Annotated in this window: 22 protein-coding genes; 12 read left to right on the forward strand and 10 right to left on the reverse strand. The window is 64.2% G+C overall.

From position 1 onward, the window contains the following. Positions 1 to 339 precede the first annotated feature (339 nt). Positions 340 to 744 carry a YkgJ family cysteine cluster protein gene (locus tag KW830_RS11775; protein WP_066538451.1) on the forward strand — a complete coding sequence of 135 codons (405 nt, stop codon included), beginning with the start codon at positions 340 to 342 and terminating at the stop codon, positions 742 to 744. 66 nt (positions 745 to 810) lie between these two features. Continuing rightward, positions 811 to 1,224 (forward strand): NUDIX domain-containing protein, encoded by a 414-nt coding sequence (locus KW830_RS11780; protein ID WP_218333277.1) that lies wholly within the window; start codon positions 811 to 813, stop codon positions 1,222 to 1,224. Between the two features lie 97 nt (positions 1,225 to 1,321). On the opposite strand, the gene KW830_RS11785 is transcribed toward KW830_RS11780, so the two are convergent. From KW830_RS11785 to KW830_RS11795, 3 genes are all read right to left on the reverse strand, one after another. Further along, entirely contained in the window at positions 1,322 to 2,638 is a 1,317-nt protein-coding gene (locus tag KW830_RS11785; RefSeq protein WP_218333278.1) for a hemolysin family protein, read from the reverse strand. 56 nt (positions 2,639 to 2,694) lie between these two features. After that, positions 2,695 to 3,543 (reverse strand): undecaprenyl-diphosphate phosphatase, encoded by an 849-nt coding sequence (locus KW830_RS11790; RefSeq protein WP_218333279.1) that lies wholly within the window; start codon positions 3,541 to 3,543, stop codon positions 2,695 to 2,697. A gap of 99 nt (positions 3,544 to 3,642) precedes the next feature. Next, complete coding sequence (locus KW830_RS11795; RefSeq protein ID WP_218333280.1) at positions 3,643 to 4,911, reverse strand: diguanylate cyclase; 1,269 nt, start codon at positions 4,909 to 4,911, stop codon at positions 3,643 to 3,645. Between the two features lie 337 nt (positions 4,912 to 5,248). Here KW830_RS11795 and KW830_RS11800 point away from each other — a divergent pair, with 337 nt between their 5' ends. The 3 genes from KW830_RS11800 to KW830_RS11810 all read left to right on the forward strand — a co-directional run bounded on the left by KW830_RS11800 (position 5,249) and on the right by KW830_RS11810 (position 9,509). Further along, the gene (locus KW830_RS11800) at positions 5,249 to 5,830 is read left to right on the forward strand and encodes a carboxymuconolactone decarboxylase family protein (protein ID WP_066538470.1); all 582 of its coding nucleotides are present in this window, start codon (positions 5,249 to 5,251) and stop codon (positions 5,828 to 5,830) included. Positions 5,831 to 6,728: 898 nt separating this feature from the next. After that, positions 6,729 to 8,906 carry an ATP-dependent DNA helicase DinG gene (dinG, locus tag KW830_RS11805; RefSeq protein ID WP_218333281.1) on the forward strand — a complete coding sequence of 726 codons (2,178 nt, stop codon included), beginning with the start codon at positions 6,729 to 6,731 and terminating at the stop codon, positions 8,904 to 8,906. 414 nt (positions 8,907 to 9,320) lie between these two features. Continuing rightward, positions 9,321 to 9,509: a hypothetical protein gene (locus tag KW830_RS11810; protein ID WP_218333282.1), complete on the forward strand. Its 189-nt coding sequence runs from the start codon at positions 9,321 to 9,323 to the stop codon at positions 9,507 to 9,509. 1,168 nt (positions 9,510 to 10,677) lie between these two features. Here KW830_RS11810 and KW830_RS11815 read toward each other — a convergent pair. After that, a complete protein-coding gene (locus KW830_RS11815; protein ID WP_218333283.1) occupies positions 10,678 to 11,274 on the reverse strand; it encodes a Spy/CpxP family protein refolding chaperone in 597 nt (198 codons plus the stop codon). Between the two features lie 288 nt (positions 11,275 to 11,562). Between KW830_RS11815 and KW830_RS11820 the strand changes: the two genes are divergently transcribed. Next, positions 11,563 to 12,609, forward strand: coding sequence for a recombination-associated protein RdgC (locus KW830_RS11820; RefSeq protein ID WP_066538478.1), 1,047 nt, complete (start codon positions 11,563 to 11,565; stop codon positions 12,607 to 12,609). A 28-nt stretch (positions 12,610 to 12,637) separates the two neighbouring features. On the opposite strand, the gene KW830_RS11825 is transcribed toward KW830_RS11820, so the two are convergent. From KW830_RS11825 to KW830_RS11845, 5 genes are all read right to left on the reverse strand, one after another. Next, positions 12,638 to 13,870 (reverse strand): diguanylate cyclase, encoded by a 1,233-nt coding sequence (locus tag KW830_RS11825; RefSeq protein WP_218333284.1) that lies wholly within the window; start codon positions 13,868 to 13,870, stop codon positions 12,638 to 12,640. A 124-nt stretch (positions 13,871 to 13,994) separates the two neighbouring features. Next, on the reverse strand, positions 13,995 to 15,014 hold the full coding sequence (locus tag KW830_RS11830; protein ID WP_066538486.1) for a sensor domain-containing diguanylate cyclase: 1,020 nt from the start codon (positions 15,012 to 15,014) through the stop codon (positions 13,995 to 13,997). 196 nt (positions 15,015 to 15,210) lie between these two features. Continuing rightward, complete coding sequence (locus KW830_RS11835) at positions 15,211 to 16,401, reverse strand: acetyl-CoA C-acyltransferase family protein (protein WP_218333285.1); 1,191 nt, start codon at positions 16,399 to 16,401, stop codon at positions 15,211 to 15,213. Positions 16,402 to 16,556: 155 nt separating this feature from the next. Then, a complete protein-coding gene (cueR, locus tag KW830_RS11840) occupies positions 16,557 to 17,027 on the reverse strand; it encodes a Cu(I)-responsive transcriptional regulator (protein ID WP_066538492.1) in 471 nt (156 codons plus the stop codon). After that, complete coding sequence (locus KW830_RS11845; protein ID WP_066538495.1) at positions 16,990 to 17,187, reverse strand: heavy-metal-associated domain-containing protein; 198 nt, start codon at positions 17,185 to 17,187, stop codon at positions 16,990 to 16,992. The genes cueR and KW830_RS11845 overlap by 38 nt, the downstream gene beginning before the upstream one ends. A gap of 386 nt (positions 17,188 to 17,573) precedes the next feature. On the opposite strand from KW830_RS11845, the gene KW830_RS11850 reads away from it, so the two are divergent. Beyond that, on the forward strand, positions 17,574 to 19,280 hold the full coding sequence (locus KW830_RS11850; protein WP_218333286.1) for a methyl-accepting chemotaxis protein: 1,707 nt from the start codon (positions 17,574 to 17,576) through the stop codon (positions 19,278 to 19,280). Positions 19,281 to 19,382: 102 nt separating this feature from the next. Here the strand turns inward: KW830_RS11850 and gstA are convergent, their stop codons facing one another. Continuing rightward, positions 19,383 to 19,991: a glutathione transferase GstA gene (gene gstA, locus KW830_RS11855; protein WP_066538889.1), complete on the reverse strand. Its 609-nt coding sequence runs from the start codon at positions 19,989 to 19,991 to the stop codon at positions 19,383 to 19,385. Between the two features lie 387 nt (positions 19,992 to 20,378). Here gstA and mnmG point away from each other — a divergent pair, with 387 nt between their 5' ends. The 5 genes from mnmG (at position 20,379) to KW830_RS11880 (ending at position 25,120) form a co-directional block, all read left to right on the forward strand. After that, positions 20,379 to 22,352, forward strand: coding sequence for a tRNA uridine-5-carboxymethylaminomethyl(34) synthesis enzyme MnmG (gene mnmG, locus KW830_RS11860; RefSeq protein ID WP_218333287.1), 1,974 nt, complete (start codon positions 20,379 to 20,381; stop codon positions 22,350 to 22,352). Next, the gene (rsmG, locus tag KW830_RS11865; protein ID WP_218333288.1) at positions 22,349 to 23,011 is read left to right on the forward strand and encodes a 16S rRNA (guanine(527)-N(7))-methyltransferase RsmG; all 663 of its coding nucleotides are present in this window, start codon (positions 22,349 to 22,351) and stop codon (positions 23,009 to 23,011) included. The genes mnmG and rsmG overlap by 4 nt, the downstream gene beginning before the upstream one ends. Before the next feature lie 87 nt (positions 23,012 to 23,098). Beyond that, the gene (locus KW830_RS11870) at positions 23,099 to 23,713 is read left to right on the forward strand and encodes a LysE family transporter (RefSeq protein ID WP_218333289.1); all 615 of its coding nucleotides are present in this window, start codon (positions 23,099 to 23,101) and stop codon (positions 23,711 to 23,713) included. An 11-nt stretch (positions 23,714 to 23,724) separates the two neighbouring features. Continuing rightward, positions 23,725 to 24,501, forward strand: a complete 777-nt coding sequence (locus KW830_RS11875; RefSeq protein WP_066538506.1) for a ParA family protein — start codon at positions 23,725 to 23,727, stop codon at positions 24,499 to 24,501. Positions 24,502 to 24,550: 49 nt separating this feature from the next. Continuing rightward, a complete protein-coding gene (locus KW830_RS11880) occupies positions 24,551 to 25,120 on the forward strand; it encodes an alpha/beta hydrolase (RefSeq protein ID WP_218333290.1) in 570 nt (189 codons plus the stop codon). Positions 25,121 to 25,122 lie beyond the last annotated feature (2 nt).

Raw genomic sequence — 25,122 nt, forward strand, 5'->3', positions numbered from 1 at the left:
TTGCGCTCAACGCCGTCGGAGTGGCCCGGCGCACTTGACAAACATCAACGGCAGTGCGGTCAACCAGCGCAGTGAACGCTTGCCAGCAGTCGCAAAGTACGGTTCCGTGGTGGCACCAGCGCAGCGGTAACCCTGCGCCCGGCCCCTTCGGCCAATCCCGGTACCATGCCGCCTCCGGCATGCACGGCCCGGTGACGACGGAAAACACCGTTCGTTCCCTGTGGGCTGCTTGCATCGGCCCCAGAAAAATATCCCCATCAATTGATACGGAGTTGCAAGCCATGCGCGCACCGCATGCTCACTTTTTCGTGAGCACCCGGGCGCTGGCTGCCAAGCCCTATGAAATCCTCCATCCGCATCGTGGACGTGGACCGTCTGGAAACCTGGAGCAAGTACAAGCCCGGCATGTGCGATACCTGTGCCGCCAACTGCTGCACCATGCCGCTGGAGGTGCGCCTGCCCGACCTGGTGCGCCTGGGCCTGGTCGACCCGTTCGAGGTCGAGCACATCGAACCCAAGCAGATCGCCAAGCGCCTGACCAAGATGCGACTGATCGACCACTTCAATCCCAAACACGAGATCTTCACCATGGCGCGGCGCGCCAGCGGAGACTGCAACTTTCTGGATGCCACCACACGCCGCTGCACGGTGTACGAGCAGCGCCCGGAGACCTGCCGCCTGCACCCCAAGAAAGGCCCCAAACCGGGTTTTTGCGCCTACGGCAACAAGAACGCCCGCCTCTGAGGCCTGTGGGACCTTTCCAGCCTTTCCGACCTTTCGTCCCGTTCCGCACCCACCAACCCGCCCCCCATGCACCACCTGCACATCGCCGCCGCCTGCCTGTTCAACGCCCAGGGCCAGTTGCTGACCGTGCGCAAGCGCGGCACCCAGGCCTGGATGCTGCCCGGCGGCAAGCGCGATGGAGAGGAAACGCCGCTGCAGGCCCTGGTGCGCGAGCTGCAGGAGGAGTTGCAGATCACCATGGCGGCCGCAGACTTTGCGCCCCTGGGCCAGTTCAGCGCCATCGCCGCCAACGAGGCAGGCACCCAGGTGCACGCCCATGTGCTGGTGGCACACGCCCCCCTGCAGCAGACCGTGCAGGCCGCGGCCGAGATTGCGGGTGTGCAGTGGCTGGCACTGGACCAGCCGCTGCCGGACACCCTGGCGCCGCTGCTGCGCAGCCAGGTGATTCCGGCGCTGCGGGCGCGCAACGCGACGGCCTGAACGCCGCCTGTGGCGCGCTGCGCCAGCCGCTGCCAGGACCACGCCCCATGAAAAAAGGCTGCCCGAGGGCAGCCTTTTTGCGGGGGATGCGGGACGGTTATTCGTCCTGCAAGGTCTCGATCACATTGTCCTGCAGCCGGGTGGCCAGGATCTTGTCGATGATCTTGCCGTCCATGTCGACCACTTCGAACTGCCAGGATTCCCAGACCACCTTGTCCGCCTCGGTGGGCAGCTTGCCGGTCAGCAGCATGACCATGCCGCTGAGCGTCTGGTAGCGGCCCTTTTCCTCTTCCGGCACGCTCTTCAGGTTCAGTCGGTCCTTGAGCTCCACGATGGGGATGTGGCCGTCCAGCAACCAGCTGCCGTCGTCGCGCTGCACCGCCCAGGCGTCGCTGGGGTCTTCGGTGACGAACTCGCCGGTGATGGCTTCCATCAGGTCGTGCACGGTCACGATTCCCTGCACCACGCCGTACTCGTCGACCACAAAGGCCATGGGCGCGCCGGAATTCTTGAAGTTCTCCAGCAGTTCCATGCCGGTGATGGTTTCCGGAATGTAGAGCGGTTTTTCCAGGAAGACGCTGGTGGGCGTCAGTTCGCGGTCGCCCTTGAGCGCATGGGCCATCCACTGGCGGGCATTGAGCACGCCCAGCAGGTCTTCAAAGCTGCCGCTGGTGACGGGAAAGCGCGCGTGGTCGTGCTCTTCGATCAGTGCCAGGTTCTCTTCAAAGCTGGCAGAGATGTCCAGGCACACCACATCGGAGCGCGGCACCATCAGCGAGGAGATCTGGCGATCGTCCAGGCGGAACAGGTTGCGCACCATGGCGTGTTCGTTCTGTTCGATGGCACCCGACGAGGTGCCTTCGGCCAACATGGCATGGATTTCATCCTCGGTCACCGAGGATTCATTGCTCTGGCGCACGCCCAGCAACTTGAGCAGACCCAGGGTGGAGCTGGTGAGCATCCACACGAAAGGCTTGGTCAGCTTGGCCAGCAGGTTGATGGGGCGGGCCACCAGACGGGCAATGGACTCGGGGTTGGTCTGGCCCAGGCGCTTGGGTACCAGTTCGCCCAGGACGATGGACACATAGGTGATCAGGACCACCACCACGGCCGTGGAGACCGTGCCGGCGTACTTGACCGGCATGCCCCATTGCTCCAGCCACACGGACAGCGGCTGGGCCAGTGCGGCTTCACCGAAGATACCGTTGAGCACACCGATGGAGGTGATGCCGATCTGGATGGTGGAGAGAAAGCGGGTGGGGTCTTCCCCCAGCTTGAGTGCAGCAGCCGCAGCGCTGTCGCCCTCATCAATCAGCTTTTGCAGTCTTGCCTTGCGTGCCGTGACCAGCGCGATCTCGGACATGGCAAACACGCCGTTGAGCAGGATGAGGGCGATAAGTATCGGAATTTCCATGATGGTGGGTCGCAGCGGTGGCCTTCCGCAGCTTTAAGCTTTCCTAGGGTGAAAGGTTATTGAATCAGGCCAAAGTACAGGCCCGCCAGAATCAGCAGACCCAGCACAACACGGTACACAACGAAGAATGTAAAGCCCTTGTGTGAAATCAGGCGCATAAACCACACGATCACCGCATAACCAACGACAAAAGCGACAAACGTGGCGGCCAGCGTCATGCCCCACTGGTCGGGTGTCATGGGTTCGCGCTTGAACAGCAGCATGTAAAAGCCCGACAGCAGCACGGCCGGAATCGCCAGCAGGAAGGAAAAGCGGGCGGCCGCCTCACGCGTCAGGCCCAGCAGCAGGGCCACGGTGATGGTGCCGCCCGAGCGCGAAACGCCCGGAATCAGCGCCATGGCCTGGGCCAGGCCCAGCAACACCCCGTCCTTGACACCCAGCTGCGCAATCGTGCGGGTCTGGCTGCCGCGGCGCTCGGCCCAGCCCAGCAGCAGGCCGAAGACGATCAGCATCACCGCTGTCAGCGCCAGCGTGCGGAAGGTGGTTTCAATGAAATCGCGCAGCAGCAGGCCCAGCACACAGATGGGGATGGTGCCCAGAATCACCAGCCAGGCCAGCTTGGCGTCCGCATGCAGCGGTTCGCCCGCGCGGCGGCTGCCGATCACGGGCAGCGAAGCCAGCCAGGCCGTCAGCATGCGCCACACGTCCTTGCGGAAATAGATCAGCACCGCCAGCTCGGTTCCCAGCTGGGTGATGGCCGTGAAGGCAGCGCCTGGGTCGGCATGGCCGGGCAGCAAAGGGCCCAGGATGCGCAGGTGGGCGCTGGAGGAGATGGGGAGGAATTCGGTCAGGCCCTGGACCAGGCCCAGGATCAGGGCATCCAGCCAGCCAAAGTTGGCGTGCATAGCGAAAAAAGCAGTTCAGCGAAGTGGGATGGCCGGCGCTCGCACAAAGTTCCCAAAGCGAACACGCAGCAAAAGTCGCCCAGTGTAGCGCGCCGCTGTTTAACTGGCTGGCCCTACGGCCGCTGCCTGCTGTGCCCAGCTGGGACGGCGCGGGTTGATCACCGGCATGGCAATCGAGGCCACACCGCAGACCTGGTTGCGCCCCTGTTCCTTGGCCTGGAACAGCAGGCTGTCGGCCAGCTTGAACACCGTGTCCACCGTGTCCTCGTCGCGCACCTGGGCCAAGCCCACGCTCACGGTGACATAGGGCGCGGTGGGCGAGGCGTCGTGGGCCAGGTTCAGGCCATGTAGGTCGATCAGCAGCTTTTCCATGCGCTTGCGCAGCGACTGCACATCTTCGTCATAGGCCACCAGGGCAAATTCCTCCCCGCCCAACCGCACGGCCAGATCCAGCGGACGGCGTGCATAGTCCGCCAGCAGATTGCCCACCAGCCGCAGCACCTCATCGCCGGCCTGGTGACCGTAGAGGTCGTTGTAGAGCTTGAAGTGGTCGATATCGATCACGGCCAGGAACAGGGATTCCTTCTCCCGCTTGGCGTGCAGCATGTTGCGCTGGAACTGCTCGCGAAAGATCCGGCGGTTGGCCAGTCCCGTCAACGGATCGTGGCAGGCCTCCCAGTCCAGCAGCTTGCGCAGCACGAACTGCTGGCGCAGTGCACGTTCGCGGAAATACGCCGTCACGCCGGACAGCACCAGCGTGACCCACATCATGATCACCACCAGCCAGTGCTCCGCCAGTTGCTGGGGTTGCGGCAGCAGCCAAGGTCCTGCAAAGGTAGTGACCACACACACCGATACCGCGGCCAGCAGGGCCTGGCGCAGCCGGATGCCCAGCGGATAGAGCGCCACCACCACGGTCAGCAGCATGACGATGCTGGCCTCGGGCAGGCCCAGCGATTTGGCCGTGTAGGAAGAAATCACCACCCCGCAGCCACAGGCCACCACCGACACCACGATCCAGAACTCATGGGTGGCGGACCGGGTTCCGGGGTGCAGCAAGACATACAGGGTGCACAGAAAGCAGGCCAGCACCACCCAGCGCTGCAGCATCACGCCCAGCACAAACTGCAGTTCCCGGCCGGTGCCCAGCACCGCCTGCATGCGCCACCAGTCAAAGGCCGCAAAGAAGATCCACACTAGGCCCAGAAAGCCCAGCGTGAACAGCGTGCTGCGGCGCTGCTGCACGCGCAGCTCCTGCGTGAATTCCTGTTCCAGCACCGGCGAGGCAAAACGCAGCATCTCCAGCGACTGCCCCATTTCCTGGCGCAGTGTCACTGCTTCGTTTTCTGGGCTGACGGGGATGGCCATGGATGCAGGACTTTCAAATGCCTCGGACTGCCCTGGCGTGCAACATGACGCCCAGGACGTGGGGGAGAGCTAGCGGTATTGTGGACAGGGGCTGTTACACGCGGGCTCCGCCAATACATTTGGTAACTGTAGGACAACATCTATTTGTCGATCTTGCGGCCCCGGCAGCCGGGGCTGCCACATGCCGGACATTCCAGGTTGGCAGGCAAGGACCTGCCGGCGTCCGCTGGGTGACCGCAGTGCAAGGCCACTGCGCCTATCGTTGGCTTTTTCCTGTCCGAGCAGATCCGCACCGCGGCCCCGCGGCAGTCACGGGTCTGCGCGATCGAAAGCCGCCATGTCTACCCCCTCTGCCGACCGCCTGCCCCCGATTCCCGAAAGTGACTGGACGCCCGAACAGCGGCGCCTGGCCCAACCCATCATCGATGGACCGCGCGGCGCACTGATTTCGCCCTTTGTGCCGCTGCTGCGCAGCCCGGAGCTGATGGACCATGCCCAGCGCATGGGCGAGTACCTGCGCTTTCGTAGCAGCATCGGCCTGCGGCTGTCGGAGCTGGCCATCTGCATCACGGCCCGCCACTGGTCGCAGCAGGTGGAGTGGGCCATTCACGCGCCCATTGCAGAACGTGAAGGGATTGCACCTGCGGCCCTGGCCGATATCGCCCTGGGCCGCACTCCCGGCGCCTTGCAGCCGGATGAAGCCGTGCTCTACGCCTTCTGTACCGAGTTGCACCGCCACCAGGGCATCAGCGACGCCACCTGGGCCCAGGCCGTTGCCCTGTGGGGCGAGCAAGGGGTGGTCGACCTGATCGGCGTCAACGGCTACTACACCTTGCTGTCGATGGTGATGAACAGCGCCCGCACCACGGTGCCGGCCTCCAGCGCCAGCCCCTTGCCGCCCTTGGGAAAAGGCGGCTGACCCCTCCCTGGGTCACGGATCCTCCACGCGCGCAGACCGGCAGACCGCATGGCCGGTGCGACCGCAGGCCACTTCGCGCGGGCAGGACCGCGCTGGTCCAGCCATATCCCGCCACCAATGCAGACCGTTTTGTATGGTTTCATATGAAATCATACAAACTGAAAACTCTGGTCCTGCCGCAGCTGAAACATTTTTTTCAGCCACTTCCGCATCAAATCCTTATTAAATCTATCTCAGACGCTATCTTTTTTGATAAGAGCGCTGTTACATGCCCTCCCGACTGCCTTTTTGGCAGGCAAATTGCACGGTGGGCATGACCTGCCGTTGCCGGAAACTGAAAACGCATTGAAAACCGCTTTTCAGCGCCCCGTCCCTGCGGATTTTCACCCCACTGGGCCGCACCAGCACGGCAGCTTTTCCACACAAGATGTGAACACCCGCTCGCACCATTTTGTGGATAATTTTTTGGCCTGAATGGGCTGGGCATACGCCCCGCATGTGGATAACCATGTTCCCCCGACCTGTGCACAACATCTGTTTGATATGAAAAGATATTTTCAACACCCTGCGAATGTTGTTCCCAGGTATCAAGCGGCTATTCACAAACTTGTCCCAAGCCGCTAGGCTCTGCAATACCCCTCCCCACAGGCTGGCAGGCAGCGGTGCGGCAGGGATTTAGAGAGCGCTTGTCCACATGTGCCGCGAGGCTGCGACAATCGGTGAACGCAGCCGGATACCGGCTGCGTTGTATGGCATGCGGGGCTCCCTTGCATACAGCCTGCAATACGAGATTTGTAGTGTTTATTCATAAGATTTCACATCTTATCCACTACATATCAATGTATTTATTCATATAAAACACCGGTTTTCCCACGCAAGACCGCTCTCCACACCCTCCATGAGCCAGGAAAAATGGGCCGCGCTGGCCCTTGAATCGTTCGATTCCGTTGTCGCATCCATCCCCGGGTTCCGCAGCCGTGACGGCCAACGGCGCATGGCCGATCAGGTGGCGCGCACATTCGCCCAGACCCAGCTGGGCAAAATCGAGGAAGGCGCTCCGGAGCCGAAAAAATCGATCGCCGTGGTCCAGGCCGGAACCGGGGTGGGCAAGTCGCTGGCGTATTCGGTGCCCGCCATCAGCACCGCCCTGGCACGTGGCACGCGGGTGCTGATTTCCACCGCCACGGTGGCACTGCAGGAACAGCTGGTGAACAAGGATTTGCCGGCCCTGGCGCAGAAAATGCCGGTCCCTTTCAAATTTGCGCTGGCCAAGGGGCGTGGTCGTTTTGTCTGCAAACTCAAGCTCGAGCGGCTGTCCAGCACCGGTGAGCACAGCGAGGAGGCCGATGACCTCTTTGCCGAAGAAGAAGCTGCCCAGCGCAAGGCCCGGCCGCCGGCCGAAAAAGAGGCGCGCATGCAGTTCTATGCCAGCATGGCCGACGCCCTGGCCACCGGCGAATGGAATGGCGACCGCGACAGCCTGAAAACCCCGCCCGAGCCCGAGGCCTGGAGCCCCGTGGCCGCCGAAGGCAGCAGTTGCACCGGCAAGCACTGCCCGGTATTCAGCAGCTGCACCTACTACGAACGGCGCAAGGACATGGTGGCCGCCCAGGTCATCGTTGCCAACCACGATCTGCTGCTGTCCTCACTGGGCGCCCGCCTGCTGCCCGAGCTGGACAACTGCCTGCTGGTGCTGGACGAGGCCCACCACCTGCCGCAGACCGCCCTCTCCCAGTTCGCCTGCGAGATGGATTTGAGCCGCCTGCAGTGGATCGACAAGCTCACCAGCCGGGCCCTGCGCGTGGGCCAGCTGATGGAAGTGGAGGACATCGCCGAGCTGCCCGGCCACAGTGCCGGCCTGCGCCAGCACCTGACGGATCTGGCCCGCCTGGTGATGGACATCTACGGCGACGCACTGAAGGGCCAGAAAGACAGCTGGGGACCGGCCCGTGTACGGGCTCCACGCGGCGTTTTGCCGGAACCCCTGATCAACCCCCTGGCACAGGTCATGCACCACGCCAGCGGCTTTCTGGACGCCTTGCGGGCCATTTCCAAGGCCTTGCGCGCCGAGATCAAGGACAAGCCCGAGGAAGCCCAGCGCCTGTCCGCCCTGTATGCCCAGGTGGGCACCCTGGCACCGCGCCTGGAATCGGTGCACGACACGGCCCAGCTGTTGAGCCAGCAACCCGAGATGCAGGCCGACGGCAGCGCCCAGGTGCCCAATGCCGTACCCAATGCCAAGTGGTTCACCCTGGAGATCGATGGCGACTACATCGTCGTCAAGGCCCATGCCAGCCCCATCCTGCCGGGCGCCACGCTGCGCCACCACCTGTGGAGCCAGGTGCGGGGCGCTGTGCTGACCTCGGCCACCCTGACCAGCTGCGGCGGCTTCGACTTCTTTCTGCGGGAAGCCGGCCTGCACGGCGACGCCAGCGTGCAGACGCTGGAGGTGGCCAGCCCTTTCGACTATGCCGCCCAGGGCACGCTGGTGGCCCACCAGACCCAGGCCGACCCGCGGGAGGCCCAGGCCTTCACCGCCGAGATGGTGGACGCCCTGCTGAACGACCTGGCGCTGGTGCAGGCCGGCGCCCTGGTGCTGTTCACTTCCCGCGAGCAGATGCGCCAGGCCGTGGACGCCCTGCCCTCCCACATGCGCAGCTACGTGCTGGTGCAGAACGCCATGCCACGCACCATGCTGCTGGCCGACCACCGCAACCGGGTGGAGTCGGGCCTGCCCTCCATCATCTTCGGCATGCAGTCGTTTGGCGAGGGACTGGATCTGCCCGGCGCACTGTGCGAGTCGCTGTTCATCACCAAGCTGCCGTTTGCACCCCCCGATGACCCGGTGGGCGAATCCCGTGCCGAGTGGCTGCGTACCAGCGGCCGCAACCCCTTCAACGAGCTGGTGGTGCCAGCCACCGCCATCCGCCTGGCGCAATGGGTGGGCCGTGCCATCCGCACCGAAGAAGACCAGGCCCATGTCTACTGCTACGACAAGCGCCTGGTTGCCACCAGCTATGGCGCCCAACTGCTCAAGGGCCTGCCACCGTTCACCCTGGCCAAGCGCACAGCCTAGCGCCGTCTGGCGGCCTCCTGCGCCCCTCACAGAAGGGGCAGCCGCTGTGCGGCACCGCATGGGTGGCATGGCCACACCATGTGCAGACCGGTTCAGCGCCTCGGAGAGCGGCTGTGCCCGGTGCGTGCACCTGGATCAACCCCTGCCTGTTTTTTCAGCAGGAAAACGCACGCGCCTCCCGCCATCCTCACCATGCACATGCCCGCCATGGGCTGTGCACAACTGCTTTTTCAACGCGCCCTGCCTCCGCATCCCAGCCGTGTCCCTGCAGCCACGGATCGGCCGACAGTGCTGCGCCAGCGTCATTGAATTTTTTTGAACATTCCGGTTTTCAGAGGCAAGTTGTCCAGTTATCCCATGCCTTGCATAACTTTCTGTGGATAAAAACCGCTGAATGTCCAAAGAAACGGCGGCATGGTCACGCCGATTCGGCTGAAAAACGCTTTTCAACCCCAAGCAGTGCTTGCAGCGAAGTATGCCGCTTTTCAGCGCAAGGCCGTCTGCCGTTCCTCGAAAACCGGGGCTTTCCGTGCGGTCATGCCCTTTGTGGAGCCACGATCTGGGAGTTCTCTCTATGACTTCTTCTTTATTTCAATGAAATAAATTAGTCGTAGTAGTAATGCACCGGTTTTTTTGTGGATAACCCACTGAGTCCATGCTTTTTCAAGGGCTTGCATGGTGGAAAAACATGTGGGTCATGCACAAGTTCTGCTGTCCTCGCAACGGGGACAACTGCGCACATCCCTGGATTTTTGTGGAAAACCTATTTTTTCAAGGCAACTTGTCCACAGAGGGATCTTCCCTCTGATGTAACGTAGTTTTAAGAGATTTTTATTGAAAACAAAAGGTATACAGCTATCAATTTTGATGTGAATAACTGAAAAGCCGAGGTTTACCAACAATCTGCCACCTCGGTGTTGGCAATCTGCTGGGCTCCAGAAACGACGGAAAAGTGGATTGAAAAAAACGCAACCGGAGTGGAAGGCATGAAAAACCGCGCAAACTTTGCGCGCAGATGTTGTTCTTATATTTAATTTTTTAAATTAGTAGTCATAGTAAGCACCGCCAGATTCTGTGGACAAGTCTTCTTTTTCGTTGTATTTCAATGGTTTGGAGATTGTTAAAGCATGTGGTTGGCACCGGGCTGCCGCTGTCACCCGATTGGGTACAAGCTGAAAAAAACTTTCCAGACAGTGGATAAGTGCCGAGTTGCTCTTTTTTTCTGCCCATGCTTGTCCACAGGCCTGGAAAGCACTCGAACAGGCTTCAACCAGCCGGAACAGGCCTCCTGGTGCGGTGGAGGAGGGCTTCCGACTGGATGTAACTCGGTTACGAAGGTTTGAAATGTCGCCAAACTAGGTAACTGAGTTACTTTTTTGTCTAAGTTGTTGTTTTATATAGAATCTCTGCCCCGGGAGGATGCCGGACACGGAGCCTGCAGCTGCATTGGCCGTGGCAGAGCTGGCCCGAGCGTCCTGGCGGTGCATCGCTGCCACCAAGGGGGTGGACCCGTGGTGGCGGCAAGCGGGTCCGTAGAGGGTCCGTGCCAGGGGCTGGAAGGTGAAAAGAATTTTTCGCGCTGTGTGGGGGGGCTGCGCGGGAAAAAACCGGAATGTGCTGCATGGGCGGCACATGCGGCCATGTGGCACATGTATGGCGGGCCTGCGGCTTCCGGGTCAAAACTGCAGGCATAAAAAAAGCAGGCACAAGACCTGCTGAAGAGGGTGGTGTCCCGGCTGGGCAACCGGGATGGCGCACGACCGAAACCGATTCAGGCGCCGGGCGCCGCAGCGGGGGCTGCCTGACCAGGCTGACCCATGCCGGGGTGGCCGCCACGCATGCCGGGATGGCCTTCGCCACGGGGACTGCCGCGGTGCATGCCAGGACCTTTGCCATGGCCGTGGCCGTGCATGGGCATGGCCACATCGAATGCTTTTTGCTGCGCCGGATTCAGGCTGGCGTAGAAGGCCTTGGTGGCGTTTTCACGCTGCTCGATGGCGGCGTTGCGTTCCTTGCGCAGGCTCTGGGCCTGGTCAATGCGCTGGGGCGTGGTCAGCTTGTTGAAGGCCTCACGGTCCATGCGAGGCGCTTTGCGCTCTGCAGGGCGGGTGGCTTCCACGTACTTTTTCCAGGCACCTTCCTGGGCGGCGGTCAGCTGCAGCAAGGGCTTGACGCGTTCCATGTGCTGGGCATGCATGGCGGCAGGGTCCAGGGCAGGGCGGCCCGCCTGGTGGGGGTGGGCAGGGGCGGTCTGGGCCGTGGGGGCTGCCGGTGCGGCGGTGTTCTGTGCCCACACGGGCAGGGTGAAGGCGCCGGCCAGTGCAGCAGCGGTGGCGGTGGCGATCAGGGAGCGTTGCAAGAGGGCCATGGTGATGTCCTTTCCTTCAGGTTGAGGGGAACGCTGCAGCTTGGTTGCAGCGCTTGAATGCAAGTGTGGGGACTGTCTGTAAGCGTTCCATGTGGAAACCGTGATGCTGTGTAAAGTAGTGCGAAGCCTGGAGACCCTCTGCACCCCGTAGCTGGCAGGGCAGGGTGGTCCACAATGGGCAAATGAGGGATTACCACGCCACCAGGTCGGCGTGGATAGCCATGGTTTGGATAAGGCGCAGCGCCGACGGAGGCGCTGCGCTGCATGACACAGAAAAGAGGTTGCTGCGTGTTCAAGAACATGATCGTGTACCGCATTGCCGCGCAATGGCAGGGTGCACTGGAACAGATGGAAGAAGCGCTGCAAAAGACGCCTTTCACCCCCTGTGGAGCGACGCAGGAAAAGTCTTCCGGCTGGGTGCCACCGCGTGGCGAGGAGCATGGGCTGCTGGCCGAAAGCGTGGGTGGCCAATGGGTGATGCGCTATATGAGCGAGAGCAAGATGCTGCCCGCCAGCGTGCTCAACCGCAAGGTGGCGGAGAAGGCCGAAGCGATTGAAAAAGAGTTCGGCCGCAAACCGGGCAAAAAGGAAAAGCAGGAGCTCAAGGACGAAGCCAAGCTGGACCTGCTGCCCATGGCCTTCACCAAGCAGGGGGCCATGTGGGTCTGGCTGGATCCGCAGGCCAAGCTGCTGGTGCTGGACACCGGCGCCCAGGGCCGTGCCGACGAGGTGGTGACGCTGCTGGTTGAAAGCCTGCAGGGCTTTGGCGTGGCGCTGCTCGATACGCAGACCAGTCCCCAGGCAGCCATGGCGCACTGGCTGATCAGCCAGGAGCCGCCGGTGGGTTTTTCTGTGGACCGCGAATGCGAGCTCAAGGCCGCGGACGAATCCAAGGCGGTGGTGCGCTACGCACGCCACCCGCTCGATATCGACGAGGTCAAGCAGCATGTGGAGCAGGGCAAGCTGCCGACCAAGCTGGCCATGACCTGGGACGACCGCGTGAGCTTTGTGCTGAGCGACACCCTGCAGGTCAAGAAGATTGCCTTCCTGGACAGCGTGCTGGATGAGGCCGGCGATGAAGGCGGTTTTGACACCGATGTGGCGATTGCCACCGGTGAATTGAGCCGCCTGATTCCGGACCTGATCGACGCCCTGGGTGGTGAAGGCCGTACCGAGCTGGGCCAGGACCTGCCTGCAGCATTGCAGCCGTCGGGCTCGGGGACCGAAACCCTGGCGGTGCGCGTGGCCGGTGGCAGGCCGGCTGGGCAGGGCGGCAAGGTGACCGGGCCGGCCGAAGCCCCGGTGGACACCGATCCGCAGAGCATGCCGTTCTGAAGGCGGTGGAGGGGCCGCAGCGGCGCCTTCAGAACGGCGCGTCGCGGTGGCTGCGCTCAAAGAAACGCAGCGACTCTGCCGTGGGCTGTGCCAGCACCACCCGGTTGCGGCCGTTGCGCTTGGCTTCGTACATGGCGGCATCGGCGGCCGCCACCAGGGCCTCCCATGGGCTGGGCTGCTGGAGCTGGGCGGTGTAGACCCCCACACTGATGGTGAACTCCAGGCGGGGGCCGGTGCTCAGCTGCAACGGGCTCAGGCGCACGGCATCGCACAGGCGCTGGGCCAGGGGCAGGGCCTCGGCGGAATGGGTGTGGGGCAGCAGCAGCACGAACTCCTCCCCGCCATAGCGCGCCGCCAGATCGCCTTTGCGCAGCTGGCTCTGCAGCGTGTGGGCCACGCTCTGGATCACCCGGTCGCCCACCAGGTGGCCGTGGCTGTCGTTGATGCGCTTGAAGAAATCGATGTCCAGCACCACCACCGACAAGGGCATGCCGGTGTGCACGGCCTGGGCCATGGCGTCGAGCAGGCCTTGCACCAGGGCCGTGCGGTTGGGCAGCTGGGTCAGCGGATCGAGCCGGGCCTTGTCCTGGTCCAGCGCGGCCTGGCGGTCGTGCAGCATCAGCAGCAGACCGATGCTGGAGAGCACCAGGTTCACGAACAGCGTCAGGCAGACGCTCCACAGCGCCAACTGCTCATACACCGACAGGCGCTGGCGCGAAAACGGCAGGGGAGAGGTTTCCTGCACGATCAGCGGCAGCAGGGCCAGACTCTGCGCCAGCACCGCCACCACCACCAGCACCCAGCCGCTGCCAGGCGTGCTGCGGCGCATGCGTTGCAGCAGCCACAGCAGGTAGAGCAGCTGGCCCAGCAGCAGGGCGGCATGCAGGCGGTGAAACAGCCCCCAGTCCTGCGGCAGCAGCAGCGCTGCCAACGCCATGGTGATGGCCTGGGGCAGAAACAGGATCAGGCAGTCGCGCACCAGGCGGTCGCTCTGGCGAAAGCGCTGCAGCGCAATGGTGAAACAGGAGGTGGCCAGACAGACCAGCAGCAGGGAGGCCATCAGCAGCGCCAGGCTGGCGTTGCGGCTGACCAGGGCCAGCAGCAGATAGGCCATGCCGATCAGGGTGTTGCACCACAGCCCCTGGGACAGGCCCTGGTACCAGAACGGCCGCCCCAGCACCCAGATCACCCAGGCCAGCACCCAGGCAGCCAGGCCGATCATGCCCAGGGCTGTGAGGAAGTCTGGCGCTAACGAAGACATGGCTTGGCTAGGGATAGGCTATGAAGCCATCCTAGCCCAAGCTTTTGCCTGTGGTTCGCCATGCCCCGGTTTGGAGCAAAACGGCCCTGTAAGCCCTTTTAGAGGGTGGTGGTAGGGCAGGACCTCAGTGGATGCCGGAACGCGTGCGACGGCGCGTTTTGTTCTCGTACATGGCGGCGTCGGCCAGGGCCAGGGCCTGCTCGGTGCTGGTCTGCGCCGGGTGCACGGCCACCACGCCGACGCTGGCGCCGGGGTAGTGCAGCAGATCCTCCGCCACGGCCACATCGCACTGGGTGGCCAGCGCCAGGCGCTCCTCCAGCTCGTACAGCACCTGGGTCGCCGATTGCGAAATCTCCGGGCCGGTGCCCACCATGACGAACTCGTCGCCGCCGATGCGTGCGGCAAAGTCGCTGTCGCGCAGCGCATTCAGCAGCTGGCGCGCCACGGTCTGCAGCAGCTGGTCGCCCGCTTCGTGGCCGTGCTGGTCGTTGATCTGCTTGAAGCCGTCCAGGTCGATGAAGGCCAGCAGCACGCTGCGTCCGTCGCGCTCGGCCCGGGCCCACATGCGGGGCAGCTCCTCCATCAGGGCATGGCGGTTGGGCAGGCCGGTGAGGGCGTCGGTCAACGCATAGTTGGCCAGCTCCAGATTGCGTTGCTGCAGCTCTTGCAGCAGCAGCTCCCGCTCCACCTGCTGGCCGATCAGGCCGGCGAACAGCTCCAGCGTGGCCATGGCACCGTCGGGCATGGCCTGCTCGACGCCGCTGGCAGCGCACAGCGTGCCGTAGAGCTGGCCCTGGGGCAGGCGCACCGGGGCGCTGACATAGGTATGCAGGCCCAGGGCGCGGGCGGCCTCGGAATCGCCCCAGCTGGAGACCACATCCGCCGTATAGGGCTGGCGGTCCTCCAGCGCGCGGCGGCACAAGGTGTCCTGCCAGGGGACGACCAGGCCTTCGGGCATCTCCAGCCGACCGCGGTTGCAGGTGTACAGCACATGCTGCTGGCTGTGGGGCAGGTCGATGCGGGTGAGGTAGGTGGAATCCAGTTTGGTCACCTGCTGCAGCATGTCCAGCAGGGGGCGGGTCAGCTCCTCCAGGGACTTGGCATGAACGAGGGTGTGGCTCAGACGGGGCAGCAGGGATTCCATGGGAGGCACGGGAGCAGGGTGGTCAAGGCTCGGATGATAGGGCGCGCGCAGCGCAACAGACGATGGCGCGGCCCGGGATGTGTGACAGAGCTTGTCTTAGCGCAGCGGTCGTTGCGGATGCCGGGTTTCAGTTGCTCGGAAGGAGGCTGGAACCCGGCATCAACACGGGAGGGCCAGCCCCCGCGCCGGGCGGGCGTCAGACGCGCTCGAAGATGGCGGCAATGCCCTGGCCGCCGCCGATGCACATGGTCACCAGCGCATAGCGGCCACCGGTGCGGTGCAGCTCGTAGACCGCCTTGGTGGTGATGATGGCGCCGGTGGCGCCCACGGGGTGGCCCAGCGAGATGCCCGAGCCATTGGGGTTGACCTTGGCGGGGTCCAGCCCCAGTTCCTGGATCACGGCGCAGGCCTGGGCGGCAAAGGCTTCGTTGGCCTCGATCACGTCCATGTCCTGGATCTTCAGGCCTGTGCGGGCCAGCACCTTCTGGGTGGCGGGGACCGGGCCGATGCCCATATAGGCCGGCTCCACACCGGCGTGGGCATAGCCCACCAGGCGGGCCAGCGGCTTGACGCCCAGGGCCTGCACGCGGTCGCCGGCCACCAGGGTGACGGCGGCAGCACCGTCGTTGATGCCCGAGGCATTGCCGGCCGTGACCGAGCCGCCTTCCTTCTTGAATGCGGGCTTCATGCCCGCCAGGGTCTCCAGTGTGGTGGCCGCACGCACATGTTCGTCGGTGTCGAACAACACCGTGCCCTTGCGGCTGGCGATTTCCACCGGAACGATCTGCTCCTTGAAACGGCCGGCCTCGATGGCGGCCGCGGCGCGCTGCTGGCTCAGCACGGCCAGTTCGTCCTGCATGCTGCGGGAGATCCGGTAGCGCTCGGCCACGTTCTCGGCCGTGATGCCCATGTGCATCTTCTGCCAGGGGTCGTGCAGGATGCCCAGCATGTAGTCGATGCTCTTGGCGTCGCCCATGCGCTGGCCCCAGCGGGAGGCCTGGTCGAAATAGGGGCCGCGGCTCATGGATTCGGCGCCGCCGCCAATCGCCACATCGCAGTCGCCCAGGGCAATGGCCTGGGCGGCGGACACGATGGCCTGCAGGCCGGAGCCGCACAGGCGGTTCACATTGAAGGCCGGGGTTTCGATGGGGCAGCCGGCATCGATGGCCGCCACGCGCGACAGGTAGGCATCCTTGGTGTCGGTGGGGATGACGTTGCCCATGACCACATGGCCCACGGCATCAGGGGCGATGCCGGCGCGCGTGATGGCCGCCTTCACGGCGGTGGTGGCCAGCTGGGTGTTGGGCACATCCTTGAGGCTGCCGCCGAAAGTGCCGATGGCGGTGCGGGCTGCGCTGACGAGGAAAACCTCGCGGGTCTGGCTCATGCTTGTCTCCTGAGAAAGTGGTCGGGGTGCTGGCGCGGCCTCGCTGTGCCGGGTCCAGCCGCAAATTGTGCGTTTGCACATTGGAAATGCAAAGCCCCGCCGCCCGGGTCATCTGCGTGACCGGATGCGGCGGGGCCCTGGGTGTGGCGCTCGCTTCAGTGCGGGGGGGCGAGTTCCGGCGCGGCCAGATCGTCCAGGATGGGGCAGTCCGGGCGGTCGTCGCCCCGGCAGCAGGACACCAGCGATTGCAGGCTGCGCTGCATGGCCTGCATGGCGGCAATGCGCTCGCCCAGTTCGGCAATGTGCTGCTGGGCAATCTGCTTGACCTGGGCGCTGCTGCGCGCCTGGTCGCGCCACAGGCCCAGCAGCAGGCTGATCTCTTCCATGGAAAAGCCCAGATCGCGGGAGCGGCGGATGAAGCGCAGCGTGTGCACGTCGGCCGGACCATACTGGCGGTAGCCGCTGTCGGTGCGGGCCACTTCGGGCAGCAGGCCCAGCGATTCGTAATGCCGCACCATGCGTGCCGACACGCCGGCCAGGCGTGCGGCGTCGCCAATGGGCACCGGCCAGTGGGCCGGTGCCACCGCCTCAGGCGGCGACCTGGTAGCCTTCTTCGGCGATGGCATGGCGCAGGGCCTCGCGTTCGGCGGCGCTCTGCACCACCACTTTCTTCTGGGCCCGGTCGATCTGCACCTGGGCCGATGCATCGACTTCGTGCACCGCATTGGTGACGGCGCGCTCGCAATGGCCGCAGGTCATGCCTTCAACGTGAAATTCATGTTCCATGGTGGTTCTCCTGAGAAAAAAGAGGCGGACCCGGATGGGTGTGCTGCCTGGGATGGGTCCATGATGAACCTTCACATGATGGCAAAGTCAAGCCGGTTTTGCAGTCCCCCGCCATGGCGCAGATGGTTTCACGTGAAACCAAGAAGGCAGGCGATGGAGATGCTGCACTGCACAAAGAGCCGGAGGAAGTTGCCTGAGTGACTGAAACCCCGTATTCCCGGGGAATTCCCGTCAGTTTCCCCAGGCCACGAAGGGGCGATGTCTGGCAAACTTTGACACTTCTATCCAGAATTTGCATTTATTTGCAATATGACGCCGACGGACGTGGAAATCCTGTGTGTTCAGCTGGATCTGTCTGTTGCTCAGTGCTTTGGAGGTTTGCGGTCATGAATGTGTTTGCACTCATGCGGGGTTTCACGATCAGGTTGCGCATGTTGGGCGCCATCGCGGTGGTATTGGTGCTGCTGGGCCTGCTGGGAGGGGCCGGGATGTGGGGCATGTTCCGCATCCAGGACATGAGCCAGGATTTCCGTCAAACCTCGTACACCAAGGCCCAGCACCTGTCCCAGCTGCGCGCCAGCCTGGGCCTGGTGCGCCAGCACGAGAAGGACATGATCATCCAGTACGAAAACCCGGAGCGCGTGACCAAGGCCAAGGAGTCGTGGCTCAAGGGGCTGGAGCAGGTCAAGGCCGTGTCCCAGAAGTTCGTGGGGGAGGTCAGCGATGCCGACGATGCGCTCGTGCAGGAGCTGATGCAGCGCATGGACAATTACCAGAAGCAGTTCGAGCCGGTAGTGCGCCAGCTGGAAGCCAATGGCTATGACACTGCCACCATCGCCTACCGCATGGGCAACAAGGCCATGGCCGAGCTGGTGGAAGTGGACACCCTGGTGCAGAAGCTGGCCCAGGTGCTGCAGGACGAGGCGGATGCCGCCCAGCGCAACGAAAGCGAAGCCGCCACGCAGACCCAGTGGCTGTTCCTGCTGTCCGTGGTGATCACGGTGCTGGTGGTGGCTCCGCTGACGTTGCTGAACATGGTGTCCATCTGCCGCCCGCTGGAAATTGCCCGCCGCATGGCGCTGGCCATTTCCAAGGGCGATCTGTCCCAGCAAATGCAGGTGGAAGGCAAGGATGAAGTGGCCGACCTGCAAACCGCGCTGCAGGAAATGCGCCGCAGTCTGAACCAGATGGTGGGCCAGGTGCATGACGCCAGCGGCAACATTGCCACGGCCAGCCAGGAGATCGCCATGGGCAACACCGATCTGTCCAGCCGCACCGAGCAGACTGCCAGCAACCTGCAGCAGACCGTGGCGTCGCTGATGCAGCTGACCTCCACCGTGCAGCAGACCGCGAGTTCGGCCCAGCTGGCCAACCAGCTGGCAAGCTCGGCCAGCGACACCGCACTGCGCGGCGGCGCCATCGTCCAGCAGGCGGTGCAGAGCATGCAGGACATCTCCACCTCCAGCCGCAAGATCAGCGACATCATCGGCCTGATCGACTCGATTGCCTTCCAGACCAACATCCTGGCGCTGAATGCGGCCGTGGAAGCGGCCCGTGCCGGCGAGCAGGGCCGTGGCTTTGCCGTGGTGGCTGGGGAAGTGCGCCTGCTGGCAGGCCGCAGTGCCGAAGCCGCCAACGAGATCAAGCGCCTGATCCAGACCAGCGTCAGCGCCGTGGATGGCGGTGTACGCCATGTGGAAGAAGCGGGCCTGAACATGCAGGAAATCGTCGACAGCGTCCGCCGGGTGGGCGACATCATTGGCGAGATCACTGCGGCCTCGAACGAGCAGTCGTCGGGCATTGGCCAGGTGAACCAGGCCGTGGGCGATATCGACCGCATGACGCAGCAGAACGCCGCGCTGGTGGAAGAAGCCTCGGCCGCCGCCGATTCGCTGCGCGACCAGGCGGGTCGCCTGGCCCAGGTGGTCAACCAGTTCCACCTGGACCAGAGCCTGCAGGTGCAGCATGGCAGCCGTGCTCCGGCCGCTGCGGTCGGCAGTCTGCCGGGCGCCGGCCGGCCAGTGGCGGCGCCGCGCGCTCAGCCCAAGGTGGGGGCAGCCCCGCGCAAGGAAGAGCGTGCGCTGCTGAGCTGATCCGCTCCAGATCTGCTCCAGATATGAAAAGGCCTCCAGTTGGAGGCCTTTTTCGTTGGTGGCTGCGTTGCACGGTCTGTGCATCGGCCCTTCAGCGGCGGCTTATTTGGCCAGGCCTTCGGCGCGCAGGGCGGCCTGCACGGCCGGGCGGCTGCCCACACGCTGGCGGTAGGCCTGCAGCTGCGGCAGGTCGCCCAGTTCCAAGCCCACATGCTGGGCCCAGTTGGAGACGGTGAACAGATAGGCGTCGGCCACACAGAACTGGGCGCCGGTCAGGTAGTCCTTGCCGGTCAGCTCCTTTTCCACCCACGCGAAGCGCTTGCGCAACTGGGCCAGGATGGTGGGCTTGTAATCGGCGGGGGTGCTGGGGTTGAACAGTGGGCCAAAGCCCTTGTGCAGTTCGGTGCCGATGAAATTCAGCCATTCCTGCACGCGGTAGCGCTCCAGGGTGCCGCTGGCCGGAATCAGCTGCTTGGCTGGCACCTGGTCGGCGATGTACTGCACGATCACCGGGCCTTCGCGCAGGGTCTGTCCGTTGTCCAGCACCAGGAAGGGCACGTAGCCCAGCGGGTTGATGGTGTAGAAGTCCGTGCCGTCCTGCAGCGTGTGGGTCTTGGTGCTGGCCAGAATGGCTTCGTAGGGCAGGCCGGCTTCTTCCAGCACGATGTGGGGGGACAGGGAGCAGGCGCCGGGGCTGTAGTAAAGCTTCATGGTGTGTGGCATGCCCGCGCAGGGCAGGGGGTTGAACACAGTTGCACATGCTAAATCGCCGCACGCCCGGCTGCCAAATCCCTGCTGGACACAAGGCCGGACGGGCTGCAGTCCTGCGTGTTTCACGTGGAACACACCGGGAGGTGGCAGGGCCTGCGGTGTCCAGGCGTGGAGAAAACCGCGGTTCCAGCCTGGGCGAAAGACAAGGCGGGCAAAGGGTGGGAAAATCAAAGGTTTGCACGCGCCTGCACATTTGAACGCAGCGCGGGATGCCGGGGTGACAGCGCGTAAGGCCTGCACAGACGCCGGCGGCAGTGGCAGCCTGTTGCCTGCACTGCCAAGACCTCGGGTGGCATGGCGATGCCGCCCGCGACGGAGTTGAAGAACATGCTGTACCCCCAAGAATTTGATGTGATCGTCGTCGGCGGCGGTCACGCCGGCACCGAGGCCGCACTGGCTGCCGCCCGCATGGGCTGCAAGACGCTGCTGCTGTCCCACAATATCGAGACCCTCGGCCAGATGAGCTGCAATCCGTCCATCGGCGGCATCGGCAAGGGCCACCTGGTCAAGGAAGTGGACGCCATGGGCGGTGCCATGGCGCTGGCCACCGACCAGGGCGGCATCCAGTTCCGCATCCTGAACAGTTCCAAGGGCCCGGCCGTGCGCGCCACGCGGGCCCAGGCGGACCGCATCCTGTACAAGGCGGCGATCCGGGAGATGCTGGAGAACCAGCCCAATCTGTGGCTGTTCCAGCAGGCGGTGGACGACCTGATGGTGGAGGGCGACCGCGTGGTGGGGGCGGTCACCCAGGTGGGCATCCAGTTCAAGTCCAAGACCGTGGTGCTGACGGCCGGCACCTTCCTGGACGGCAAGATCCACGTGGGCCTGGACAACTATGCAGCCGGCCGCGCCGGCGATCCGCCCGCGGTCACGCTGTCGGCGCGCCTGAAGGAGCTGAAGCTGCCCCAGGGCCGCCTGAAGACCGGCACGCCGCCGCGCATCGATGGCCGCAGCATCGACTTCAGCCAGTGCACCGAGCAGCCCGGCGACGGCATGCCCGGCGGCATGAACGAAGGCCATGTGCCGGTGTTCAGCTTCCGCGGCAATGCCGCCATGCACCCGCAGCAGATGCCGTGCTGGATCACGCACACCAACGAACGCACGCACGAAATCATCCGCAGCGGGTTTGACCGCAGCCCGATGTTCACCGGCAAGATCGAAGGGGTGGGCCCGCGTTACTGCCCCAGCGTGGAAGACAAGATCAACCGCTTTGCGGACAAGGACAGCCACCAGATCTTTCTGGAGCCTGAAGGCCTGACCACACACGAGTACTACCCCAACGGCATCTCCACCTCGCTGCCCTTCGACATCCAGTACGCACTGGTGCGCAGCATGAAGGGGTTGGAGAACGCGCACATCCTGCGCCCCGGCTATGCCATCGAATACGACTACTTCGACCCCCGTGGCCTGAAGAGCAGTTTCGAGACCCGCCAGATCCAGGGCCTGTTCTTTGCGGGCCAGATCAACGGCACCACGGGCTACGAGGAAGCCGCGGCCCAGGGCCTGTTCGCCGGCATCAACGCCGGTCTGCAGGCGCGCGGCCAAGGTCCGTGGATGCCGCGCCGTGACGAAGCCTATCTGGGGGTGCTGGTCGACGACCTGATCACCAAGGGTGTGACCGAGCCCTACCGCATGTTCACCAGCCGCGCCGAGTTCCGTCTGCAGCTGCGTGAAGACAATGCCGATATGCGCCTGACCGAGGTCGGCCGTCAGCTCGGTGTGGTGGGCGATGCGCAGTGGGAGCTCTTCAACCGCAAGCGCGATGCTGTTTCACGTGAAACAGAACGCCTGAAGGCCACCTGGGTGAATCCGCGCAATCTGCCTGCAGCCGAGTCCGAGCGCGTGCTGGGCAAGAGCATCGAGCACGAATACAACCTGTTCGACCTGCTGCGTCGCCCCGGGGTGGGCTATGCCGCCCTGGTGGGCATGGACGGCGGCAAGTATGAAGCGGCCGAGGTGTCGCGCGAAACGCTGGGCGATCTGCACGACGATGTGCTGGAACAGGTGGAGATTGCCGCCAAGTATTCCGGCTACATCGACCGTCAGAAGGAAGAGGTGCAGCGCGCTGCCCACTACGAATCGCTGAAGCTGCCGGCCGAGCTGGACTACATGCAGGTGGCGGCCTTGTCGATCGAGGTGCGCCAGAAGCTGCAAAAGCACCGGCCCGAGACATTGGGCCAGGCCTCGCGCATTTCCGGCGTCACGCCGGCGGCGATCTCGTTGCTGATGATTCACCTGAAGAAGGGCGGCTTCAAGGGCTTTGCGCCTGCAGCCGCCACCGGCACGGAGCAACAGGCATGAGCGCGGCACTGCGGTCCCAGCTGGAGCAGGGTGCCCAGCAACTGAAGCTGGGCCTGGGGGTGGCGCAGATCGACACCCTGATGGCCTTCCTCGACCTGCTGCAGAAGTGGAACAAGGTCTACAACCTGACGGCCGTGCGCGACCCGCAGGAGATGATGACCCACCACCTGCTGGACAGTCTGGCCGCCGTGCCTGCGCTGCGCCGCCATGTGGCCAGCCTGGGGCGCCAGCCCGGCGAGCGGGTGGCGCAGCTGGATGTGGGCTCGGGCGGTGGTCTGCCGGGCGTGGTGTTTGCCGTGTGCTGCCCGGAGGTGGATGTGCACTGCGTGGACACCGTGGCCAAGAAGGCGGCTTTCCTGCAGCAGGCGGCGGTATCGCTGAAGCTGCCCAACCTCAAGGGCATCCACGCCCGGGTGGAAAGCCTGAAGGGACCGTACGACATCGTCAGCTGCCGGGCCTTCGCCTCGCTGATCGACTTCACCACCTGGTCGCGTGCCGCCATCGCGCCGCAAGGCATCTGGTTCGCCATGAAGGGCAAGAAGCCCGACGACGAGATGGCCGCGCTGGGCGCCGATGTGCAAGTGTTTCACGTGGAACACTTGCAGGTTCCCGGCCTGGATGCGGAGCGCTGCATCGTCTGGTTGCGGCCCATTGGCTGAGCGCGCTGGTTCAGTGGTTGCAGTTGGAAGCTGCACTGCAAGCTGCGGTCGCATAAACTCGGCGCTTTGATAGAGCAGGGTACATGCATGCTGGGCGTGGCTGATTACGGCGCTTTCGTTGTCGCCATTCTTCTTTTTCTCCTCATTCCCGGGCCAGGCAATCTGGCCTTGATCACCTCCACCGGCCAGGGCGGCATGCGCGCCGGCATGGTCACCGGGTTGGGCGTGATCGCCGCAGACCAGGTGCTGATGTGGCTGGCGGTGGCAGGTGTGTCGGCCTTGCTGGCTGCGCACCCGGCGCTGTTCCAGGCGGTGCAGTACCTGGGGGTGGCCTATCTGGGCTGGCTGGGCTGGCGCATGCTGCGGGCCCAGCCCGGCGATGCGCCGGTGCTGAAGATGGCACCACGCCAGTACTTCCGCCAGGGTGCCCTGATCACCTTGCTCAACCCCAAGGCCATCGTGTTCTACATGGCGTTCTTCCCGCTGTTTGTCGATCCTGCCCAGCACCGGGGCGTGCTGACCTTTGCGGTCATGGCCGCCACGGTGGCGCTGCTGACGGCGCTGTACAGCGTGGTGGTGGTGCTGCTGACGGCCCGCATGGCCCAGCGCCTGCGGGCCAATCCCGTGGTGGTGCGTGTGCTGAATAAGACAGCAGGTGTGTTTCTGATCGGTTTTGGCCTCAAGTTGGCCATCTCCAAGTAAGCTAAAAAACTATGGCCAAAATCTTCTGTGTCGCCAACCAAAAAGGTGGCGTCGGCAAAACCACTTCGGCAGTGAACCTGGCAGCCGGTCTGGCCAGCATCGGCCAGCGCGTGCTGCTGGTCGATCTGGATCCCCAGGGCAATGCCACCATGGGCTCGGGCGTGGACAAGCGCGCGCTGGAGCTGACGGTGTATGACGTGCTGCTGGAAAACGCCTCCGTCAAGGAAGCCGCCGTGCATTCCGAGCAGGTGGGCTACCACGTGCTGGGTGCCAACCGTGAGCTGTCGGGCGCAGAGATCGAGCTGGTGTCGCTGGAACGCCGCAACGAACGCCTCAAGGGCGCGCTGAGCACCGTCGATGGCGACTACGACTTCGTGCTGATCGACTGCCCGCCTTCGCTGTCCATGCTGACGCTGAACGGCCTGTGCTCGGCCCACGGCGTGATCGTGCCCATGCAGTGCGAGTACTTCGCGCTGGAAGGCCTGACCGATCTGGTGAACACCATCAAGCAGGTGCACGCCAACATGAACCCGGACCTGCAGATCATCGGCCTGCTGCGCGTGATGTTCGACCCCCGCACCACCCTGCAGCAGCAGGTCAGCGACCAGCTCAAGGACCACTTTGGCGACAAGGTGTTCGACACCGTCATCCCCCGCAATGTGCGCCTAGCCGAAGCCCCCAGCTACGGCCTGCCGGGCGTGGTGTTCGACCCGTCCGCCAAGGGCAGCAAGGCCTTCATCACCTTTGCCAAAGAGATGGTGGGCCGCATCAAGAAGATGCGCGTCTGAGCATGAAGACAACCAGCTGCCGCGGCCCTTACCGGGCGCACTGGAAGCTATGAAAAGCAAAGCAATGGCCTGTTTTACCCCTTCGGATGTGCTGCTGCTGCCCGGCTGGCAGAACTCCGACGCCGACCACTGGCAAAGCCGCTGGGAGCAGCGCTACGGTTACCAGCGCCTGGAGCAGCACGACTGGCAGCGCCCGCTGCGCGGGGACTGGTCGGCGCGGCTGCAGGAGCATTTGGTCGATGCCCCGGCGCCGGTGGTGCTGGTGGCACACAGCCTGGGCTGCATTCTGGCGGCCTGGTGGGCGGCCCATTCGCCGCTGGCGCGCACCCAGGTGCGGGCGGCCCTGCTGGTGGCTCCGGGCGACGTGGAACAGCCGGACCTGCGCGCGCAGCTGCCGGGCTGGTCGCCGGTGGTCCTGCAGGCCCTGCCTTTCCCCTCGGTGCTGGTGAGCGGCAGCAACGACCCGTATTGCGCCCAGGCGCGTGCGCGGCAGTTCGCCCAGGCCTGGGGCAGCCAGTGGGTGGATGCAGGCCCTGCGGGCCATATCAACACGGCCAGCGGGCTGGGCGACTGGGATGCCGGCCACGCGCTGCTGGAACAACTGATGAAAGACAACTGAAC

Source organism: Comamonas sp. CMM03, assembly GCF_019218715.1.
Classification (GTDB): Bacteria; Pseudomonadota; Gammaproteobacteria; order Burkholderiales; family Burkholderiaceae_C; genus Comamonas; species Comamonas terrigena.

Coding starts and splice junctions, on each gene's coding strand:
- KW830_RS11845 (WP_066538495.1), bottom strand. CDS start 17,187: ATGGAACATGAATTTCACGTTGAAGGCATGACCTGCGGCCATTGCGAG.
- KW830_RS11825 (WP_218333284.1), bottom strand. CDS start 13,870: ATGTCTTCGTTAGCGCCAGACTTCCTCACAGCCCTGGGCATGATCGGC.
- rsmG (WP_218333288.1), top strand. CDS start 22,349: ATGAGCGCGGCACTGCGGTCCCAGCTGGAGCAGGGTGCCCAGCAACTG.
- KW830_RS11790 (WP_218333279.1), bottom strand. CDS start 3,543: ATGCACGCCAACTTTGGCTGGCTGGATGCCCTGATCCTGGGCCTGGTC.
- cueR (WP_066538492.1), bottom strand. CDS start 17,027: ATGCCATCGCCGAAGAAGGCTACCAGGTCGCCGCCTGAGGCGGTGGCA.
- KW830_RS11810 (WP_218333282.1), top strand. CDS start 9,321: ATGGTCACGCCGATTCGGCTGAAAAACGCTTTTCAACCCCAAGCAGTG.
- KW830_RS11880 (WP_218333290.1), top strand. CDS start 24,551: ATGAAAAGCAAAGCAATGGCCTGTTTTACCCCTTCGGATGTGCTGCTG.
- KW830_RS11830 (WP_066538486.1), bottom strand. CDS start 15,014: ATGGAATCCCTGCTGCCCCGTCTGAGCCACACCCTCGTTCATGCCAAG.
- KW830_RS11835 (WP_218333285.1), bottom strand. CDS start 16,401: ATGAGCCAGACCCGCGAGGTTTTCCTCGTCAGCGCAGCCCGCACCGCC.
- KW830_RS11800 (WP_066538470.1), top strand. CDS start 5,249: ATGTCTACCCCCTCTGCCGACCGCCTGCCCCCGATTCCCGAAAGTGAC.
- KW830_RS11850 (WP_218333286.1), top strand. CDS start 17,574: ATGAATGTGTTTGCACTCATGCGGGGTTTCACGATCAGGTTGCGCATG.
- KW830_RS11795 (WP_218333280.1), bottom strand. CDS start 4,911: ATGGCCATCCCCGTCAGCCCAGAAAACGAAGCAGTGACACTGCGCCAG.
- dinG (WP_218333281.1), top strand. CDS start 6,729: ATGAGCCAGGAAAAATGGGCCGCGCTGGCCCTTGAATCGTTCGATTCC.
- KW830_RS11875 (WP_066538506.1), top strand. CDS start 23,725: ATGGCCAAAATCTTCTGTGTCGCCAACCAAAAAGGTGGCGTCGGCAAA.
- KW830_RS11815 (WP_218333283.1), bottom strand. CDS start 11,274: ATGGCCCTCTTGCAACGCTCCCTGATCGCCACCGCCACCGCTGCTGCA.
- mnmG (WP_218333287.1), top strand. CDS start 20,379: ATGCTGTACCCCCAAGAATTTGATGTGATCGTCGTCGGCGGCGGTCAC.
- KW830_RS11775 (WP_066538451.1), top strand. CDS start 340: ATGAAATCCTCCATCCGCATCGTGGACGTGGACCGTCTGGAAACCTGG.
- KW830_RS11785 (WP_218333278.1), bottom strand. CDS start 2,638: ATGGAAATTCCGATACTTATCGCCCTCATCCTGCTCAACGGCGTGTTT.
- KW830_RS11780 (WP_218333277.1), top strand. CDS start 811: ATGCACCACCTGCACATCGCCGCCGCCTGCCTGTTCAACGCCCAGGGC.
- KW830_RS11870 (WP_218333289.1), top strand. CDS start 23,099: ATGCTGGGCGTGGCTGATTACGGCGCTTTCGTTGTCGCCATTCTTCTT.
- gstA (WP_066538889.1), bottom strand. CDS start 19,991: ATGAAGCTTTACTACAGCCCCGGCGCCTGCTCCCTGTCCCCCCACATC.